This window comes from Pseudomonadota bacterium, assembly GCA_026390555.1.
Taxonomy (GTDB): Bacteria; Bdellovibrionota_C; UBA2361; order UBA2361; family OMII01; genus OMII01.
Genome location: JAPLFS010000017.1, coordinates 1 through 19,754 on the forward strand (window position 1 = coordinate 1; position 19,754 = coordinate 19,754).

14 protein-coding genes are annotated in these 19,754 nt (G+C 50.1%); 11 read left to right on the forward strand and 3 right to left on the reverse strand.

From position 1 onward, the window contains the following. Positions 1 to 157 precede the first annotated feature (157 nt). From NTV65_01205 to NTV65_01230, 6 genes are all read left to right on the forward strand, one after another. A complete protein-coding gene (locus NTV65_01205) occupies positions 158 to 1,153 on the forward strand; it encodes a hypothetical protein (protein ID MCX6113816.1) in 996 nt (331 codons plus the stop codon). Next, positions 1,140 to 1,916 (forward strand): hypothetical protein, encoded by a 777-nt coding sequence (locus NTV65_01210; GenBank protein MCX6113817.1) that lies wholly within the window; start codon positions 1,140 to 1,142, stop codon positions 1,914 to 1,916. Before NTV65_01205 ends, NTV65_01210 begins: the two co-directional genes overlap by 14 nt. A gap of 269 nt (positions 1,917 to 2,185) precedes the next feature. Next, a complete protein-coding gene (locus NTV65_01215; GenBank protein ID MCX6113818.1) occupies positions 2,186 to 3,421 on the forward strand; it encodes a glycosyltransferase family 4 protein in 1,236 nt (411 codons plus the stop codon). A gap of 73 nt (positions 3,422 to 3,494) precedes the next feature. Then, positions 3,495 to 5,165 (forward strand): hypothetical protein, encoded by a 1,671-nt coding sequence (locus NTV65_01220; protein MCX6113819.1) that lies wholly within the window; start codon positions 3,495 to 3,497, stop codon positions 5,163 to 5,165. A 293-nt stretch (positions 5,166 to 5,458) separates the two neighbouring features. Then, on the forward strand, positions 5,459 to 6,331 hold the full coding sequence (locus NTV65_01225) for an FkbM family methyltransferase (protein ID MCX6113820.1): 873 nt from the start codon (positions 5,459 to 5,461) through the stop codon (positions 6,329 to 6,331). Positions 6,332 to 6,485: 154 nt separating this feature from the next. After that, positions 6,486 to 7,079 (forward strand): FkbM family methyltransferase, encoded by a 594-nt coding sequence (locus tag NTV65_01230; protein MCX6113821.1) that lies wholly within the window; start codon positions 6,486 to 6,488, stop codon positions 7,077 to 7,079. Between the two features lie 177 nt (positions 7,080 to 7,256). Here NTV65_01230 and NTV65_01235 read toward each other — a convergent pair whose 3' ends face one another. Together NTV65_01235 and NTV65_01240 are read right to left on the reverse strand one after the other, a co-directional pair. Continuing rightward, the gene (locus tag NTV65_01235) at positions 7,257 to 8,261 is read right to left on the reverse strand and encodes a hypothetical protein (protein MCX6113822.1); all 1,005 of its coding nucleotides are present in this window, start codon (positions 8,259 to 8,261) and stop codon (positions 7,257 to 7,259) included. Positions 8,262 to 8,413: 152 nt separating this feature from the next. Next, on the reverse strand, positions 8,414 to 10,453 hold the full coding sequence (locus tag NTV65_01240; GenBank protein MCX6113823.1) for a M3 family metallopeptidase: 2,040 nt from the start codon (positions 10,451 to 10,453) through the stop codon (positions 8,414 to 8,416). An 87-nt stretch (positions 10,454 to 10,540) separates the two neighbouring features. Between NTV65_01240 and nadB the strand changes: the two genes are divergently transcribed. Continuing rightward, complete coding sequence (gene nadB, locus NTV65_01245) at positions 10,541 to 12,121, forward strand: L-aspartate oxidase (protein ID MCX6113824.1); 1,581 nt, start codon at positions 10,541 to 10,543, stop codon at positions 12,119 to 12,121. A 60-nt stretch (positions 12,122 to 12,181) separates the two neighbouring features. On the opposite strand, the gene NTV65_01250 is transcribed toward nadB, so the two are convergent. Next, complete coding sequence (locus NTV65_01250) at positions 12,182 to 13,624, reverse strand: NAD-dependent succinate-semialdehyde dehydrogenase (protein MCX6113825.1); 1,443 nt, start codon at positions 13,622 to 13,624, stop codon at positions 12,182 to 12,184. A gap of 341 nt (positions 13,625 to 13,965) precedes the next feature. On the opposite strand from NTV65_01250, the gene NTV65_01255 reads away from it, so the two are divergent. The 4 genes from NTV65_01255 (at position 13,966) to NTV65_01270 (ending at position 19,751) form a co-directional block, all read left to right on the forward strand. Further along, on the forward strand, positions 13,966 to 14,646 hold the full coding sequence (locus NTV65_01255) for a cytochrome c3 family protein (protein MCX6113826.1): 681 nt from the start codon (positions 13,966 to 13,968) through the stop codon (positions 14,644 to 14,646). A gap of 69 nt (positions 14,647 to 14,715) precedes the next feature. Further along, complete coding sequence (locus NTV65_01260; protein MCX6113827.1) at positions 14,716 to 17,784, forward strand: 4Fe-4S dicluster domain-containing protein; 3,069 nt, start codon at positions 14,716 to 14,718, stop codon at positions 17,782 to 17,784. Positions 17,785 to 17,816: 32 nt separating this feature from the next. After that, positions 17,817 to 19,217 carry a polysulfide reductase NrfD gene (gene nrfD / locus NTV65_01265; protein ID MCX6113828.1) on the forward strand — a complete coding sequence of 467 codons (1,401 nt, stop codon included), beginning with the start codon at positions 17,817 to 17,819 and terminating at the stop codon, positions 19,215 to 19,217. A 15-nt stretch (positions 19,218 to 19,232) separates the two neighbouring features. After that, positions 19,233 to 19,751, forward strand: a complete 519-nt coding sequence (locus NTV65_01270) for a DUF3341 domain-containing protein (GenBank protein MCX6113829.1) — start codon at positions 19,233 to 19,235, stop codon at positions 19,749 to 19,751. Positions 19,752 to 19,754 lie beyond the last annotated feature (3 nt).

A 19,754-nucleotide genomic window follows, 5' to 3' on the forward strand; every position in this document is an offset into this window, starting at 1 on the left:
GTACTGGGCTACTCCTGGCGCATCAACCTCGTTGGACGAACTCCGGTGATCGCTTGCCTCGTAACAGCAGCCTGATCTTACTGCTATTATCAATAATCGACATCATTACTGTAAATGCTATATTGATGCCATATCAAATATATGGTATTGATATTACATGGATAATACAATCGCGGCTACCTTTGGCCGCTTCAATCATGTTGTGAAAATTGTGCCAGTTAACCTAGCTGGAAAGAACCTGCCTTTGCTCATCCGAGATAACTATAAGTTCTTTGATGCTCAATTTCACGATGGTCGAGCGCCAGTGTTGTTGGCTCAAGTGACGACTAAGCTTGAAGTGATTCAGCTCGAAAAGCACTGGTTGCTCATAGAGAAGGTCGCTGGCAGGCCTGTCATTCTTATTCTTCAAAAACTTGGCACAAGAGAGAAGGAGCGACTAATAAAAAGAGGCGTACAATTCATCGTTCCAGGAAAATTCATTCATGCTCAAATTCTCGGGATCTCGGGGGAAGCACCGGCAGAGGCAAAGCGATACGAAGAGTTGTTGAAACGCGAAGAGTTGTCGCCATGGGCTGAAACGCTTTTAATCAAACAGCTCTTAGACGGGAGCATTCAAGGAAGAGCAGGCAGTGAAATTGCTGACCTATTTAGAGTAACGCCCATTGTGATTAGTCAGGCAATTCACGAACTTGAATTTAATGGTTTTTGCGATCATGTTCGCAGCGGTAAAAAGAAACTAATTGAATTCGAGGCAAGGAAAAGTCTTTGGTGGAAGAGTCTGCGCATTCTCGAAAATCCCGTTGTCGGAACTGTGGGTATCGGAGAGCCTCCAATCGAATTCATTCGAGCTGGAGAAACCGCTCTTGCTCATTATTCAATGCTCGCTGATACCAAAGAGCAGATTTTTGCCGTGAATAAGCGTGAGTTCCTTGAGCTGAAAAGAAAAGGAGTTATTACCTTAAAGATGCTGGCAGAGGAAAAGCACCAATTGCAACTATGGACACGTGATCCGAGAACACTTGCGATTAACGGCTTTGTAGATCAAGTCTCTCTATATTGCTCCCGTCGTGATTCGACTGATGCGCGTATCCAGCAGGAGTTCAGCCGAATGATGCGTGAAATAGATTTGGAGGTGCCCGATGAGTCTCGATAACGTGGTCGGATTTGAGCACTTCGTTAAGTTCTTCTCAGAGTTTCGAGATCATTACGTGGTGATAGGGGGTATTGCAACGATCTTTTCCCTCGAAGCTGCCGGGGCACTTGGACGACCAACCAAGGATATCGATCTCGTTGTGCTTGCGAATCCCAACAAATTTTTTGCTGATAAGCTTCGTGAGTATATCACAAGTGGAGGCTACCAGATTGAATCTGACGCGGAACAAGGCTCAATAAATTATCGCTTCAGGAAACCACTCTCACCAGAGTTTCCGTTTCAGATAGAGATTTTTTCAACTACCCCCCTTAATATGGAACTACGAGATGATCAGGTAATAGCTCCTTTCTCAACTTCCCATGGCTTAAAGAGTCTCTCAGCTATTCTGATGGATACTGATTATTTCAGTTTGATAAAAACATGCATAGCTCAAGATGGCGGAGTTCCGCTGCTAACGATTGACGCTCTCATACCACTTAAAGCACGTGCATTTATCGATTTGAGCGAGCGACGAGGGAATGGTGAGAAAGTTGATCAGAAAGATATCAAAAAGCATCGCAATGATGTTCTTAGACTTAGTACGATCTTAGGTGATTCGAGGCGCGAATTGCCAGCAACTGTTGCACAAGATCTGATTAAATTCTTCGACCACCCTAATATTGCAGGGCTATCGCAAGATACACTCCAGACGATTGTGAATGATGCGAATAGGTCACTGATAAGTCTTCGAGAGCAGGTTCTGCATTATTATCGGTTAAAATAATATTCCGAGTATTTTATTTAGGTAATATCGGGACTGACCGCTTACTTCTTCTCTACTATTGGGCTTGAACGGATACGGGAAGCTTTAGGGTAGTGCTTATAAAATCCCGTACCAATGATTTATGACAGATTGATCTGGGGGAGACCAGCATCATCCCAACCTAAGCGAAACAATCAGACAACTCAGCAACTTCATCACCGCGCTGCTCTGCTACCGCAGAACAAATACTTGCAAAAAGTGAATCAATCTTACTATCCTTCAGTGCGCCCATGCACAACAAGAAGAGCTCCCTAACCATTATTAACCAGTATTTCTTTCCAACGGAAAGTGCTGCGGGGGTTCTCCTGCGTGAGCTTGCTGAAGACCTTTCGACTGACTTTGACGTGACTGTTGTGTGTCAGCCCGAAGCTCAACAGGGCGAGGAGAGAGCGTTGCATGCCGAGTACCATATCGTGCGTCTCCCCGCTCCGCATTGGATTTCGAGGGCGACAACCCCGTCCTCCTTTGTTCTGCGATGGATCGTGGCTGGGCTCTTTCTACTGCGGAGCTCGTTGTGGCTGCTCTTGAGCAAAAAGCAGTCGCTAGTGCTCATTGCGTCCGAGCCGCCATTCGTCGACACCGTGCTCGGGGTCGTATGCTGGATGTCGCGTCAGCCGTATGCCCTTTTGATTCAGGACCTTTATCCAGAGCTGGCAGAGGCTGTTCGCCTTAAGCCAATATGCTTCGCGTCGAGGCCCCTGAAATGGCTCCACACAGGTGTCACACGTGCCGCGCGAGTGGTCGTCACTATCTCTCCTGATCAACAGCGCTCTCTAGAATCGAGGCATGCGAAAGTTACTCAGGTGCTTCCTAATTGGGCTCCGATCTCTAGCACCGATGCATGTGAACTCGCGGCAGCTCCGGTAGAGTTTCCACTAGAACGCACTAGGCTTATCGTTCACTATGCCGGGAATCTTGGACTCGCGTGTGACCTTACCACACTTGGCGGCGCCCTCGAGATCCTGCAGCACTCTGGCCAGCTCGACAGCTTCTCCATTGTGATTCGGGGCGATGGGATTAAGGTGCACCAAGCCCAAGATCTAGCCCACCGATACCCGCAGGTGCAGCTTCACAAGAGGCTTCCTCTCAATCAGGTCGGGCTTAGCATGGGGTACTGTCATGCACACTTCGTGCTTATGCCGAAGGAGCTTCTTGGATGCGTTTACCCCTCCAAGGTGATCTCAATCATGGCATATGGCAGGCCCATGATTACCTGCATGCCGGCCGGCTCTTCTCTCGAGCATTTCATACTTGAGCGGCAACTGGGGTATGTCAGCAGGGCAGGGGACCCGCAGTCGCTTGCGGCAGCCATGCTTGCCTGCCTACACGACCTCCGAGCATCGCCACAGATTCTGCGCGATATGGGACTTAATGGCTGGCGCTACGCCCGGTATGAATGGACGCGGCAACACGCCTCCGCTCGATACCGAGATCTATTAAAGGTGGCTATAGTCGATGTCAATTAGGGTCTGGTGCAATAAAATAGGCCTTATCCCGTCTGTACTTTGCGGATTAGTCCTCTTGGCGTTTTATGTAGCAGTGACGCCCCTGGCCCAAAATAACTCGTCAATGGGGCTCGCCGGGTATGCCTGGATCTTGGCGCTCTATGTGGCTCTCTGTGTGGAGGCGGGATTATGCGGCTACAAGCTTCTCTCGCAAGCTAAGGAGGAGGGACGCTGGCTGACTGTGTGGGTCACCGGGCTGTGGCTTCTAGCGATCTGCGCCTCCGTCTTGCCTGCCTACCTCCTGGGCGCGGAAAACTCCTTTCAGATTAGTTGCGCCCTTTCTCAAATTAATGAGAACTCCGCATTGGGATTCAACTCCGCTTGCTTTCTCGGGTATCCAACCCGTGCCTACTTTCTTCAAAGCCTACCGGCAAACCTTTTCGGCATGTCTCACATAACTGCAAACGCTGGCACCGTCCTGATCCTCATGCCAGGGCTGATTATCTTTTCTCGTGGGCTAAGGCTCATTCTTCGGGGAAGTGCGATGAGCGACACTATCGCTGCGACCGTGCTTGGAGTTTTTTTTCAGAGTACGCTGCTGTTTCGGACGATCGCGTATCACGACCAGACCACGCAGCCTTTCGCAATAACGCTAAGCCTTGTGGGATTATTCGCCTCTGCCACGCTCGACAAGCGCCGAAGCGCGCTGGTTCTCCTGCTCGGCTGGGTGATTCTTGGAACCTCTTATTACCCGCCTACCCTGGCAGCGCTCTTGCTTGCCGGATGCTGTTTGGCCTGGGCTGCCCGCGCCGGACGGCTTCCAGCGGGTGGCGCAATCCTTGTGGCAGCAGGCATCGTTTTCGCCGCTGTCGCATTACTTGAAACGCTCCCGTTCCGGGAAGACTTGAGGCTTATAGTCGCTCCGGAGGTGCTCGCCGAGCCCATACAGCGGCTTCAAAGAGTTTTTTCCTTCTTGGCTTTGCAGCGCGGAGGATCTCCGTATGCGCAGCTGCCACTGCAGCTCGTTTCCTTTGTTGTTTTGGCGATCGGCCTGTCCGGCATTCGTGGGTGGAAGGTTTCATTTCTGTCGCTATGGATTGTCACCCTCGTTGTTGTCTCTTTTTTCCCCTCGGGATACAGCCCTGACTTGGCATGGCATGCAATGAGCGGAGCTCATCGCGCCTTGCCAGCGCTGCCCGTTTTAGGGGTCCTCTTGGCTATTGAGCTGCAGCGATGGTGGGGTAGGCGGCCATTCAACGTGCTTGTATCCACTGCAGCACTGACGATTGCTTTGGCTCCATCGCTTGAGACCTTTGTTACCTACCCCTACCAAGATAAACCACTGCTCCCGTACCTCCTGGCTCGCGAGTACAGGAAGAATGTGCCACTTGACCTAAGAAGTAACCCGGCGTTTTTCTACCGGTCCGACGTGCATTTGTTCAGGGGGCTGCACAGGATGCAGCCGTGGGATAAAACGATGCAAGGCGCCCAGTTTTCCGGCAGCTGCGTGCCGGAGCCACCACCACCCACTAATTCAATCGTTATGACGGTAGTACAGGGGCCTTGCGAGAAGAGTCCTACGCCACCCGGTTATATTGAGTTGCAGCGTTTTCCCAACCGCGAATTCAAGGGCGTGCTGATGTATCTGTACACGGAACATGCGGCGACTGCAGGCTCAGCATCGTCACAAGACCCCGGAACTGCCGACTTCAGAGCAGATCCACCTATTTCAAATTTCATCGATACCTCACAGGCTATCGATTAACTCACCTCTTACGACTCTTTTGAGACCTCTCCTGAGGACTTCTAAACTCCGCTTCTTTGCTGACGAAACAGGAGAAATATAGCCGATTCGCTGTTTTTTGCTACTTAGCTTACTCTCTTAAGCTATTCTGGCATGCTAAAAACGCTATTCGGCTGAGAGGACCATCAACTTTTGGCTAACTTTCAGCTCGATATCTATCCACTCAGCAGCTCGCTTAACAGTTACCTACCAATGATCAGCTGCTCGTTAAAATCGATAGATTTTCCTACCTATTTTCGGCGGTAAGTAACATCATGGCGGCGAATAGTGTAATTTTATTCTGCGTAGCAGGGTTAATTAAAGAGAAAATGAGAAAACTTACAAAAACCTACGAGCGAATCGGATTGTATATATCAAGACTGATGATCCATCGGGGGGATCGGCAAATTAAGCATTTAAAGCTCAAAGAGCATCAGATGCTAGTGTTTGCAAATGAAGATATCGGACGCCAGCTCAATCTTTATGGTAAATATGAAGCAGAGGAGACAAGTTTTTTCAGTAAAAATATTCGTGCTGAAGATATTTGCTTTGATGTGGGGGGCAATGTTGGGTATTGTGCCCTTCTCTTTGCAAAGCTTGCTTCACAAGGAGCTGTCCATGTTTTTGAGCCGATAAGATTGAATGCATCAATCATTGATGTAAATGCCGTACTGAATGGATATAAAAATATCAAGATTAATCTGACAGCAGTAGGGGATACATCTGGAACAGTGAGCTTTACGATATCAAAAGATTCGGCATATTCTTCAATATATGATACGAATCGCGTACCTGCTGCGCAAGTTATCGTAACACCAATCAGAACTCTAGATAGTTATATTGAAGAGAATATAATTTCCAGAGTTGACATCATAAAGATCGATGTGGAGGGGGCCGAAGAGATTGTGCTGAAGGGGGCGGATAAGCTTTTTTCAAACATAAACAGCAGGCCAAGAATAGTTTTACTTGAGCTGTATGAAGTTAACCTACGCCCATTTGGAACAACATCTGAAAAGATTGTCAAAAGAATGGAAGATTTGGGGTACCAGACTAAAGTAATTGCGGGAAAAAAAGGTAATTTAATTCCGTATTCGCCGAAAAAACATAAGAACATATACAATATTATATTTACAGCAAAGAAAGATTAATTCATGAGTATTGTGAATAGCACCAAGTACATGGTTCAGCGTATTTTGCGAACTTTTGGATGGGAGATTCGGAGGTTTATCGAATCTGAGGTAATTCAGCTCGCCAAGCAATTAGCTCGCCAAGCAATTAAATCAGCGTGGTATCAATATTGTATTGGATATTGGAGCAAACGAAGGGCAGTTTGCTTCAGCCCTGTTTTTGGCTGGGTATAAAGGAAAGATCATATCTTTTGATCCACTTTCAGATGTCCATAAAAAATTAAAAAATAATGCGGCATCAAATCCCAATTGGGTCGTTGCAGAAGCAACTGCCATTGGCTCTGAAGATGGATTCACTGAAATCAATGTATCAAAGAATTTGGTAAGTAGTTCAATTCTTGACATACGAAAAGAGCATACTGATGCAGCTCCACAGTCAAGGTATTACAAGAAAGAAAGAGTGCCATTGATGACACTGGATACATATGCAAAAAGAGCAGAACTAAAAAATATATTTTTAAAAATCGACACGCAAGGTTTCGAAATGCAGGTGCTCAAGGGGGCGGAGTCGCTTCTACAAAGTACCAACGGCTTGCTGCTTGAAATGTCAATTGCACCTCTGTATGAGGGCCAGGCTGATTTCATGGATATTATTCAGTTTGCAAAAGATAGGGGATTTGAGCTCTGGTCAATTGAGCCAGGTTTTGCGAATCAGAAGACAGGCCGACTACTTCAATTTGATGCAACATTCTTTCGAGTAGTTATATAATGTGTTTGCCGATAGAGCTCTCAAATTACATAATTTGCTTTAGACCAATACGTGTAATGCTTCACCGGTAAATGGAATTTTAGCAGCAGTCTCATATCGGTTAGCTGCGCCGTGTTTTTTCATTTCAACAACTATTTGGCTAGAACAGATACGGACAGCACTAGGATAGTGTAGCGGCTACAAAGGGGAGAGCTCCTTTGCGGAGACCTCTGCACTTAAAGTATTAAAAAACTCCGGTGTTGATTGCGCATTGATGCTGGAGCTTCCTTTGTTAAGCCATTCAATACGATTCCTATCCGACATGACGGTGCGTAGATCGGCTAGTAGCTTTGCACGGACCTCTATCGGAATAGAGAGATCTTTTCCAACCCATTCTGGGCAGCTTTGAGGGATCTCTCCACGCTCCATGTAGGATTCAATTAGGGCCTCTGCGATGCGAAAGCGAGCGCCGTAGAGCGTATCAGGGGGCGCATTAGTATCGCGCTCAGCCGCTGCAACGTATTGACCAGCGATTGAGCGGTTGAATCCCATATGTTCGAGAATTATAGCCGAGACCTGCACGTTGTTGCATTGCCACATCCTCTCTTCAAACTCGATGTCAAAGGGAAGATCCCTACTCTTTAAGTGCTGCCTATATTCATTAAAGCCACGCCTGTTTTCACGCAGAAATGCAGCAAAAGCTAGGTAGCGCAGCCCTCGACCAAGCAATCCAAAACCAAAACCGATCTCCGGAACGCAGAGTCCCGCACATGCCCCAACCGCAAGCGCCTCATAGAGCGGTGTCTGTACGTAGTCCCACTCGTCCTTCTCTATTTTTCGGCTGAGGTTACGAAAGAGATAGCAGTACGAGAGGATCGCAGCGTGATCCATCGGAGCATATGCCTCAAATAGATCCTGGATAGTAAGGGGGTGCTTGCCCTGTAGTATCTCGGGCCGATACTGTTTAGTAACGAAGTAGTAAGTAGCCTTGATGGTGCTGTTCTTCATCAGACGCAAGATATGGTTCTGACCGGGATGTGGGATTATCGTTACCCCCTGTTCGTAGTGGTGTACGAGTAGGCGGATCGCCTCAGAGAAATTAGCCGCAACGGGACCAAAGGGGTGTAGTAGTTCGCTGGCAGCCTTCCAGCCAAGCTTGGCCTGGGCCTCTAGCGCAGATATTAAGTCGTCCTGTTTCGTCATCTTATCAGCCTCTGTACAGCAGCACCTCTAAGTAATACGCAGGGTGCTTATCCTGAAGGGTAAGGTCGGCAGATCTACTTATAATACTTGAGAATTGATAAGACGAGGTAAAAATAGCGAGAGAGAATTGGCTAATACTCTGATATTATTGGCTATATAAGCCCAGCCCGTTCAAGCAGGGCGGCTGTATTTGGCTCTCGCCCCATAAATTCTCTAAAAAGTAGGTTCGGATCATTCGAGTCCCCTTGGCTAAGAACGGTATCCCTAAAGGCCTTTCCGGTAGCTGGATTCATAAAACCCTCTAGCTGGAAACGGGAGAACGCATCAGCATCCAGTACCTCAGCCCACTGATATGAGTAGTACCCGGCGGCGTATCCAACCGGGGAGCTAAAGAGGTGCGTAAAGGCCGCTATCATGCCGAAGTCATCAGGTAGTGGGAGCGACGAGAATTTCTCTATAATTTGTTTACAGTATGGAAGGATATCCCCATCCCGTTCGCGCTTATATGAACGGTGCAGCAAAAGATCCGTAGTTGAGAAGCCAAGCTGCCGCATCAGGAACGAGGCGCTTCTAAAGTTTTTTGCCTTACTCACCTTGTCGAATAGATCCGCCGGAAGCTTGTCACCACTTTCATAGTGACTAGAGATTAGATCGAGCGCCTCTTTCTCCCAGCACCAATTCTCTAATATCTGCGAGGGCAGCTCAATAAAATCCCAGGCAACGCTATCCATGCCGTGGCTGCGCAGGGCTACGGTCGAGCAGAGGTGGTGCATTAGGTGACCAAACTCGTGGAAGAGGGTGGTTACTTCGTCGTGCGTCAGGAGAGAGGGTTTGCCATCCTGCGGCGAGGTAAAGTTAGCGGCCATTAACCCAACGTGCGGTAGTGCCTCCCCATCGCTCGGTATATGACTTATAAAGCTGTTCATCCAAGCACCCCCACGCTTATCTTCACGTGGGTGCAGGTCTGCATAAAAGTAACCAATTAACGCGCCTGATGTTGTATCAAATGCGGAGTAGGCCGTTACATCAGGCCCCCATGTTGCAAGCTCAAAATTCGGTTTGACGGAGATTCCAAAAACACGCTCAACGATCGTAAAGAGGCCCGACATAACATGAGGCAGTGGAAAATATGGCCGGAGATCCTCCTCATCGAAATCGTAGTGCGCCTTGCGCATCTTCTCTGTGTAGTAGGCGACATCCCACGGCTGGATGGCTTTAGCATCGATTCCCAGCGAGCTCTGTACAAAGCTCTTTAGTTCGGCCTGATCCCTAGAAAAGTGTTGCTCGATGCGGGAGCGTAAATTATCGACAAATGCCAGGGCCGTTTCTCCGTTCTGTGCCATGCGATCTGCTAATGTGAAATCAGAAAAATCCTTAAACCCAAGTAAGGTAGCCTCCTGGTGGCGCAGTTCAAGGATGCGGTAAAGGTTGGGCACGTTATCGAATTGGCCAGTAGTGCAACGGGTATTATAGGCGCGGTAAAATGTTTCGCGGATCTGGGCGCTATCGGCATAGGTCATAATAGCCATGTAGCTTGGAGCCTGTAGGGTAAAGCGCCAGCCCGGTAGTCCCTTGGAATCAGCAGAGGCTCGCCCCATCTCAATAGCGCTTACGGGGAGTCCGGCAAGATCGCCCTCATTCGTAATCATAAACTCGAATGCGTTAGTGGCATCCAGGGCATTTTGTGAAAATGAGTTCGTAAGTTTAGCAAGCTCCGTGTTGATCTGAGAGAGTAGCGCCTTTTTTTCGGGGGGGAGATCGGCGCCATTTCTTCTGAAGTCCTCGAGCGACTTGACTAGGAATCGCTCCCTCTCTCGCACTAAGCTGGTTGCTTCCGCACTGTTTGAGTACTCTTTAAGGGCGTTCCATAGCCCCTCGTCGAGAATGAGTTTTGATTTAAATTCAGTTATCTTAGGAAGCACCTCGTTGTAAGCTGCGCGCCACTGTGTAGTGGTTGCGACCGATTCAAGGTGCGAGACGATCCCGATGGCAAAATCGAGATTAAGAGCCAAGTTATCGAACGCAAGCATGGTATTCTCGAAGGTGCGCGCCCCCGACACGCGCTTAATCAGATTAAGCTCCTTAGTAGTCGCTTCAAGCAGCACATCTACCGCCGGTGCGATCTGTTCTGGCTTAAAGGAGTCAAAGGGGATATGTGAAGATCGAGTAAGTAGTGGGTTATGTACGTTCATATAATTAAAAGATTCTAGTGGGATATTTATGCGCACACAAGTAATATGCAGATCTAGGGCTGCTAAAGATTGGAATTTGCCCTTGTTATGAACCGTTACGATTTCCTTGTAATTGGGGGCGGCATCGCAGGCCTTAGCTACGCTCTGAAGGTTGCTGAGCACGGTAGCGTTGCGATCCTTTTTAAGCGTGACACGCGCTCCTCATCTACCTTATGGGCTCAAGGGGGAATCGCAGCGGTTCATCAACCGGACGACTCCCCTGAGCTGCACATTGAAGACACCCTTAAATGTGGGGCCGGGCTCTGTAATCAAGAGATCGTTGAGCTTGTTGTGCGAGAGGGCCCGGCGCGTGTTCAGGAGCTAGTAGATCTCGGAACTAAATTTGATCTTGATGATAGCGGTGATTTTCACCTGCACCGCGAGGGGGGACACTCGCGGCGTCGTATCTTTCATGCCGGCGATGCAACGGGAAGTGAGATTCAAAGCGCCCTGTTAAAGGCCGTGCAGCAGCACCCTAATATCCAGCTCCTTACCGACTCAAATGCGGTTGACCTGATCACGACAGGTAAGATTAACCCGAACCTCTCTGGGCCGAGCAAGGTGCTTGGTGCCTACGTTCTTAAGGGTGGTGTGATTGAGGTGGTATTAGCCGATAAGGTGCTCGTTGCTACCGGTGGAGCGGGAAAGATCTATCTCTATACATCTAACCCCGATGTTGCCACAGGAGATGGGATCGCTATGTGTTACCGTGCCGGCGCGCGCGTAGCTAATATGGAGTTCTTTCAGTTTCATCCGACCTGCCTCTTTCATCCACAGGCTAAGAGCTATCTATTGACGGAAGCGATGCGTGGTGAGGGTGCAAAGCTTCTGCGCATTAATGGTGAGCCATTTATGCATAAGTATCACGAGATGGGGGAGCTTGCGCCGCGCGATATCGTTGCACGGGCTATAGACTATGAGATGAAAACGCATGGTGATGAGCATGTGTTGCTAGATATCTCGCACCGTGATGCGGGATTTATCAAAGGCCACTTTCCGACCATCTATCAACGCTGCCTCTCTTACGGCTTTGATATCACCACGGCGCCGGTACCGGTTGTTCCTGCGGCACACTACCTGTGTGGTGGAGTGGTAAGTGATCGTGAGGGCAGAACTGACATTATAGATCTCTATGTTGCAGGGGAGTGTGCCTGTACCGGACTACACGGCGCTAACAGACTTGCATCTAACTCGCTGCTTGAGGGGGTGGTGTTTGGTCACCGCGCAGCGCTGCATGCGATTGAGCACCGCGGGCAATATCGGGTCGAGGCCACGCCGCGGCCATGGGACCCTGGCAACGCCGTTGATAGCGATGAGCAGGTTGTAATTACCCAGAATTGGGACGAGATTCGTAGAACGATGTGGAACTACGTTGGTATCGTTCGAAGCACCAAGCGGCTTGAGCGCGCGCTACACAGAATAGAGCTAATGCGTAGAGAGATTCAGGAGTACTATCATAGCTGTATCGTAACGTCGGACCTACTTGAGCTAAGAAACTTAAGCCTAGTTGCAGAGCTTGTGATCCGGAGCGCCCTTGAGCGCAGGGAGAGTAGGGGGCTGCACTATACGCTCGACTATCTAGAGATGGGGGCGATTGCTAGGGATACGGTATTGGGGCGCGGGCTATAGCAAAACATCCGCACCAGAGTTGTTTGAGGGCATAGCAACGGCTGAGAGGATAACAGATTCCTACTCCCCCACCGAAAGGTACTTTAACACCAGGTAATCATCGATTCCGTACCTGCTGCCCTCACGTCCAAAGCCGGACTGTTTCACGCCGCCAAAGGGGGCCTGAACTGCTGATATAGCGGTGTCATTGATCCCAACCATGCCAAAATCTAGCTGCTCAGCAAGCGCTAGAGCACGGCTGAGGTTTCTAGAATATAGGTACGCAGCAAGTCCGTAGGTTGTATCGTTCGCAAGCGAGATCGCCTCAGCCTCGCTCTTAAAGGTTGTGACGGTACATACTGGGCCAAAGATCTCCTCCTGCCAGATCTGCATCGATGGCCGCACGTTTGTAAGCACCACTGGCGAGATAAAACGTGAGCCAGCATCAGGAGCTGGACCAGGCGCCGGACCAAGCGCCAAGGTTGAGCCCTCACGGAGTGCTGAACTGACAAGAGCAGAGACCTTAGCGCACGCTTGATCGGAGATTAGGGGACCAAGATCTGTTTTTTCATCAAGCCCGTTACCTAGAATAAGTTCACGCGAACGTCTCACTAAACGCTCTGTGAATTTTTCAGAGATCTTCTCGTGCACTAGGAAGCGATTAATACAGATACAGGTTTGACCCGCGTTTCTATACTTACCTGAGATAGCACCCGTAAGCGCCTTGTCTAGATCGGCATCCTCAAAGACGATCAATGGTGCGTTGCCGCCAAGCTCCAACGTTAGTTTCTTTACCGTATTAGCCGATTCTCTAATAAGGATCTTTCCAACCTCGGTTGAGCCAGTGAAGCTAATCTTTCTGACTAGACTTGAGCGCATTAACTGCTTACCAATCAGCTCGGCATCCCCGGTGATGATATTTACAACACCAGCCGGCAGCTTAGCTTGCTGGCAAAGTTCAGCAAGAAATAGGGCCGAGAGGGGCGTTTCAGGGGCAGGTTTTCCGATAAATGTGCAGCCCGCTGCCAAAGCCGCAGCCATTTTGCGAGTAAGCATCGCAATCGGAAAGTTCCAGGGGGTTATTGCTGCGACAACACCGATCGGTTGCTTTAAGACTAGGATCCGTTTTGTGGGCGAGTCTGATGGAATAATATCGCCGTACACCCGTACAGCCTCCTCCGCAAACCAGTAAAGATAATTAGCAGCGTAAGAAACCTCTCCTAGCGCTTCTTTGAGCGGTTTGCCCTGCTCGAGGGTGAGGATGCGGGCGCAGCTCTCACTGTTATGTATAAGCAGGTCACCAAGAGTTCGCAAAAAAGTTGCTCGCTCACGGGCAGGGCGGCTTTTCCAGGGGATAAAGGCATTATTGGCCGCAGCGATAGCGCCATCTATCTGCTCTGCATCGAGCAGCGGAACGTGCGCAAGCAGCTCGTTCGTAGCTGGATTTGTGACCGCAAAGGTGGCACCCGAGGATGCACAACAGAGCTCACCGTTTATTAAAGAGAGGGTCTGGGGGGTCTTCATAGTGCACACACTAGCGAAGATCTATGCAACCATCGATGCAAAAACACTGTTTTATTACCATGGGATATTCCCTTATTTCTAAATTCGATCTAGATCTTAGATCGAAGCTCACCCCAACGTTATTTGAGGTACAGGGGGGACGACGTTTTCCATTACTCCTAGGTCGTTAGGCCGGTTGCTAGTGCGGGTTGTTAGACCCACCGTTGTTTCTAAACAGGACCCTCAGGTCTGTCGGTGCAGGCTTCGGCTTACATGTATTGTAGGTGGACATTAAAAGCAGCCGTTTTCCAGATGTGGGAAGCGGTAGAGCTAGGCGTGTTCATGAAATATCAGCGTCACCCATGATAAAAAAAATCAGATTTGCATTCGTAGCGGCTAGTGTTCTGGCACTTGCTATTTTTACCATCGGATCTCAGCAGGGGAGTGAAGAGGCTACCGCGCAACCGGTCGCAGCAGCGAGCGCGCCATCATATCCCGCCCTTGGTGTGCGCACTGGGGTGTACAACGATGGGCAGGCCGCCCTGTGGGACCTTAACCTAACGGATCACTTTCGTTGGTTCGGCCCGCCACCGCGTCTCCGTGGTTATAGCCCGGAGCAGCCAATTCACTTCAGTCACGTTATCCACGTTCAGCAGAACCGCATGGAGTGTCAGTACTGCCACTGGTCTGTTAGCAAGGCAGCCTATGCAGCTATCCCAGAGGAGGAGACCTGTATGGGTTGTCACGCAGCATTGGTTGCAGGCAAGAGCGAGCAGGGTAAGGCGGATATCGTAAAGCTTAAGGATTACTATAAGCGAGCAGAACCTATCCCATGGGTAAAGGTGCATGTTATGCCCGACTACCTTAAATTCAACCACAAACGACACGTTAAAGCTGGTGTTACCTGTCAGGAGTGTCACGGACAGATACCGGAGATGGCGCAGGTAGAGCGAGTATCATCGATGAAGATGGGGTGGTGCATAAGTTGCCACCGTGAGCGCGGCGCAAGTATCGATTGTTTAGTGTGCCACGGTCATCGTTAAGGGTTAGGCGCTAAGGGTTAGCAGCTAAAAGTTTAAGAAATACAACGGGCGTTTTTTAAAGGTCTCGAGATGGAAGGCAAGATAGTTCAGTTAAACGGAAGCAGCCAAGGTGAGCAGAGCGTGACAGAAACCGGAGCTGGGTTAGTCCAGATCTCTAGGCGGCGCTTTCTGCAGGTCCTCGGAGCAACAACGGCGCTCAGCGCTGCGGCCTGCGCAAATCCAGTTGAGCAGAAGATCCTCCCTAACGTAAAGGGCATCCCCGAGCAGATACCGGGTGTTTCGGTTTGGTACAGCTCTACTTGTACGGAGTGCTCAGCCGGTTGTGGTATCCGTGTTCGTACCCGTGAGGGACGTGCAGTTAAGATTGAGGGTAATCCTCATAGTCCGGTCAACCGAGGCAGCCTCTGCGCGCTTGGTCAGGCGTCATTGCAGTCGCTCTACGATCCAGATCGTATCCGTCAGCCCCTTAAGAAGGTTCGCACCTCTGCAACCGGCCCCGTGTTTGAACCAACCACCTGGGATGAGGTCTATGGCAAGATCGGTGAGGCGCTCACCAATTCTACCAACAAGAAGGTGCTTCTTACAGGCGAGTTACAGTCGGGCTATTCGGACCTGGCAGGATCTTTCGCAAAACAGTTTGGATTTTCGCAGGTCGTATGGGACCCGATGCAGCCGGTCGCGGTCGCAAAGGCTGCCGAGATGGTGTACGGCGTTTACGGTGTTCCGACCTTTGCTATCGATAAGGCCCAAGTTGTTGTTAACTTTGGCGCTGATTTTCTTGAGACCTGGGCCAATCCGGTAGGGTATGCGCGGCAGTGGGCCGATGCGCGTCGCGCAGAGAAGCCGCTTCGTTTCGTGCACGTTGAGCCACGCCTCTCCTTAACCGGAGCGAACGCCGATCTCTGGCTTAAATCCAACGTTGGTTCAGAGGCTCGCATAGCATTGTTCCTGATCGGAGCGATGCTTGAAAGGGGCCGCACCAAGGGCCTAAGTGAGGATGTTAAATCAAAGCTCACGCAACTTACCCGCGGGATCTCTCCAACAGAGATTGAGGAGCAGACCGGAATTCCAAAGGCTAAGCTGCTGCTTGTAGCAGAGTACCTGAGCGAGTCTGATTCATCCCTAGTATTAGCCGGTGGAGCAGCTACAGCAACGCAGGATCCGCTGCCGCTACTCGTCGCAGTTAATATCCTTAACGTGATGCTTGGTAACGTTGGCAAGACCATCGACATCGCAGCGGTTAGCACACCGAAATCCTCGGCAGCGCAACTTTCTGCTACTATCGATGATATGCAGGCAGGTAAGGTTGACCTGTTGATTACATGCGGCACTAATCCACAGTTCACCTTTCCAGATGCTTTTGGTTACGAGTACGCAGTTAATAGAGTTGGCATCAAGGGTGAGGGCAAGAAGGTCGGCTTAGTAGTGGCGCTCGCAAGCCACCTCGATGAGACCGCGCAGATGGCTGATTACGTTCTGCCAGTGCACACCTCGCTTGAGGATTGGGGCTACGTTACGCAGAGTAACGGTGGCGTCTCTCTGATGCAGCCAGCGATGCGGCAGATCTTTGATACAAAGAGCGTTGGAGATGTTCTGCTTACGCTCGCTTCACTTGCTAACAAGCAGATAGCCGGTGAGACAGCAACGTTTGATGCTTATGTAAAGTCGAGCTTTCTCAAGGCGACCGTTGGTAAGAGCCCCGTCGATAGCGAGAGCTTCTGGCGCGCCAGTCTTGAAAAGGGTGGGTACTTCCCAGACACAAACACAAACGGCTTGAGCAGTGTTACTCCAAGCATCAATCCAGCCGTATTCTCCCTAACCTTCGGTAAGAGCGTAAAGGCTTTGCATCACGGTGAACTTGCGCTCTATCCGTATCCATCGGTTAAGACCTTCGATGGTCGCGCAGCTAATCGACCATGGATGCAGGAGCTCTCAGATCCGATTACCCAGGCTGTATGGGGAGCATGGGCGGAGCTTCATCCAGATACCGCAAAGGATCTAGGCATCGCGCAAGGGGATGCTGTTATCGTTCGTACCGACAACGGAGAGGTGCATCTGCCTGCCTACGTCACCGAACACGTGCATGTCGGCATCGTAGCTATTCCGTTTGGACAGGGGCACTCGGCCTATGGCCGCTACGCACAGAACAGTGGCCAAGGTGGTAGCGTCTACTCGCTCATTTCAAAGGGGCTCGCGCGCGGTGTTGATACGCTCGCCTTTACTGGAGGTGCGGTTAAGGTTATGCGCGGCCTAGGCTCAGGTAACCTGGTTGTTACCCAGGAGTTTAGTTCACAGGAGGGACGCGAACTGGCCCGTACCACAATTATTACCGGCAAAGCGGCAGCGCATGCACACGGTGATGAGCATGCTGCTGGACACGGGGAACACCACGAACCCAAGCAGATGTATGAGCAGAGGGAGCATCCCCTTTATCAGTGGGGTATGACGATTGATCTCGCAGCATGTACCGGATGCTCAGCATGCGTTGTCGCATGCTCTGCCGAGAACAATATCCCGGTGGTTGGAAAGAAGGTCGTCTCGCAGGGTCGAGAGATGGCGTGGATCCGAATCGAGCGCTACTACGATAAGATTAAAACCGAGGATGGGGGTGAGGAGCTCAAGGTTAGCTTTATGCCGATGATGTGTCAGCACTGCCAAAACGCTCCGTGTGAGCCGGTTTGTCCAGTTTATGCCACCTACCATAACGAAGAGGGTATGAACGCAATGGTATACAACCGTTGCGTGGGAACTAGATACTGCGCCAACAACTGTTCGTACAAGGTTCGGCGCTTTAACTGGTTCCAATATGAGTGGCCTGAGCTGCTTGATTGGCAGCTTAATCCGGATGTGACCAAGAGGACCGCTGGTGTGATGGAGAAGTGCTCCTTCTGTGTTCAACGTATCGTTGGGGCTAAGGATATCGCTAAGGATCTTGGACGAATGGTTGAGGATGGAGAGATTACACCGGCATGCGTTCAAACCTGTCCAACACAGGCGCTGACCTTCGGTAACCTTAAGGATCCAAACAGTCGAGTAAGTAAGCTTGCTAAGCATGAGCGCGCATACAAGGTGCTAAATCACCACCTTAATACGCAGCCATCGGTGAGCTACCTTAATGATATTCGTTACAAGGCTTAGGGATTAGAGAGCTTCAGAAGAGAATCTTACGTATGAAACATAATCAGCACACGCATGACCCAAAGAAAGAAGCCCCGCTAACGTATGCCGAGGTTAACGATACGGTTCTCAAGATGCTTGAGCCACCAGGGACCGGCTGGTACATGTTGCTCTTTACCTGCCTAGCTTTTCTCGCCATGGGGGCTTCATGCTGGTTTTATCAGATGTGGAGCGGATTCGGTGAATCTGGCAAGAGCAGTCCGATCGGATGGGGAACCTACATTACGAACTTCGTATTCTGGGTCGGTATCGCACATTCCGGAACCCTTATCTCTGCAGTTCTCTATCTTTTTAGGGCCTCTTTTAGACAACCGATCTACCGATTGGCGGAGGCGATGACGGTATTCGCGGTTATGACCGCTGGACTATTTCCAATCATCCACCTTGGACGCCCATGGTATGCGCTCTGGCTTATGCCGTATCCGAATCAGAGAGCCCTTTGGCCGAACTTTCGCTCGCCTCTTCTCTGGGACGTATTCGCAGTGTCGACATACTTTACAATTTCAGCCACCTTTTTCTTTGTTGGACTTATCCCCGACATAGCGGCGGCGCGCGACCGTGCTACTACTAAGTTCCGCAAGGTTCTGTACGGTGTAACCTCTCTCGGTTGGCGTAATAGCCACACGCAGTGGAAGCACTATACAGCGGCGTATCTAATCTTCGCGGCTTTTGCTACACCGCTCGTAGTGTCGGTGCACTCGGTGGTATCATGGGACTTCGCGATGAGTATAGTTCCAGGCTGGCACACGACTATATTTCCGCCGTACTTCGTTGCAGGTGCTATCTTCTCTGGGGTTGGCATGGTTATCACGCTAATTATCCCGTTGCGGAAGGCTTTCGGGCTGGAGCGCTTGATCACACCGTTTCACTTCGATGCTATGAGCAAGCTGATCTTGATGACCTCCGGCGTGGTGACTTACGCTTACCTCACCGAGTTTTACATAGCATGGTTTAGTAACAACCAGTTCGAGCGGTTCCAGTTCTGGTTTAGACCGTTCGGGGAGTTCTGGATGGCGTTCTGGGGCATGACCTTCTGTAACTGTATCTTCCCACTGCTCCTCTGGGTTAAGTCCCTTAGGACTAATATCGCGTTCTTATTCGTGCTATCCATCTTTATCAACATAGGCATGTGGCTAGAGCGCTTTAATATCATCTTCCAGTCTCTGACGAGGGAGTTTATCCCTGCAGCATGGGGTGGTTATAACTTCTCATGGATAGAGGTCGGTATTACGCTTGGAGCGTTCGGGTGGTTCGGTATGTGGATGACCCTCTTTATTAAGTTCTTTCCATCGGTGGCTATAGTTGAGATTAAAGAGATCTTGCCACCGCCGATGAGGAACGCAGATGACGGGCACAGTCACGGCATGGCGACACACGCTAACGCGGGGCACTAAAAGGGATCTAAATATATGGTTGAATCTTCAAGTAGAGCTGTTGTTGGAATATTTACATTCATGGATGACGCCCTGAATGCGGTCAAGCAGGTGCAATCAGAGAAGTTTGATTATCGCCTCTATTCGCCAGTGCCGCGCCATGAGATTGAGGAGGTTACTTACCCGCAGAAGAGCCCGGTGCGGATAATATCGTTAACATGCGCCTTTATCGGTTGCTGCTGCGGTTTTGCACTAGCTATCCTATGTTCATTGGATTGGCCGATGAGAACTTCAGCCAAGAACATAGCATCAATTCCGGCCTTCTTCGTGCCTGGGTATGAGTGGACCATCCTGTTTGGAGGGCTCGGCACCCTGCTGGCGATCTTTATCTTTTGTAAGATCCCGAGCGTGCTCCGTACCGCAGGGTATGACCCCCGGTTTTCGCATGATAAGTTTGGAGTGGTTGTAGCTTGCACCGGTAATCAGGTAGAGGGTGTTAAAAAGCACCTTTTTGATTCTGGCGCAGATGAGGTTGACGTTAGGGATAGCTTGTAATTT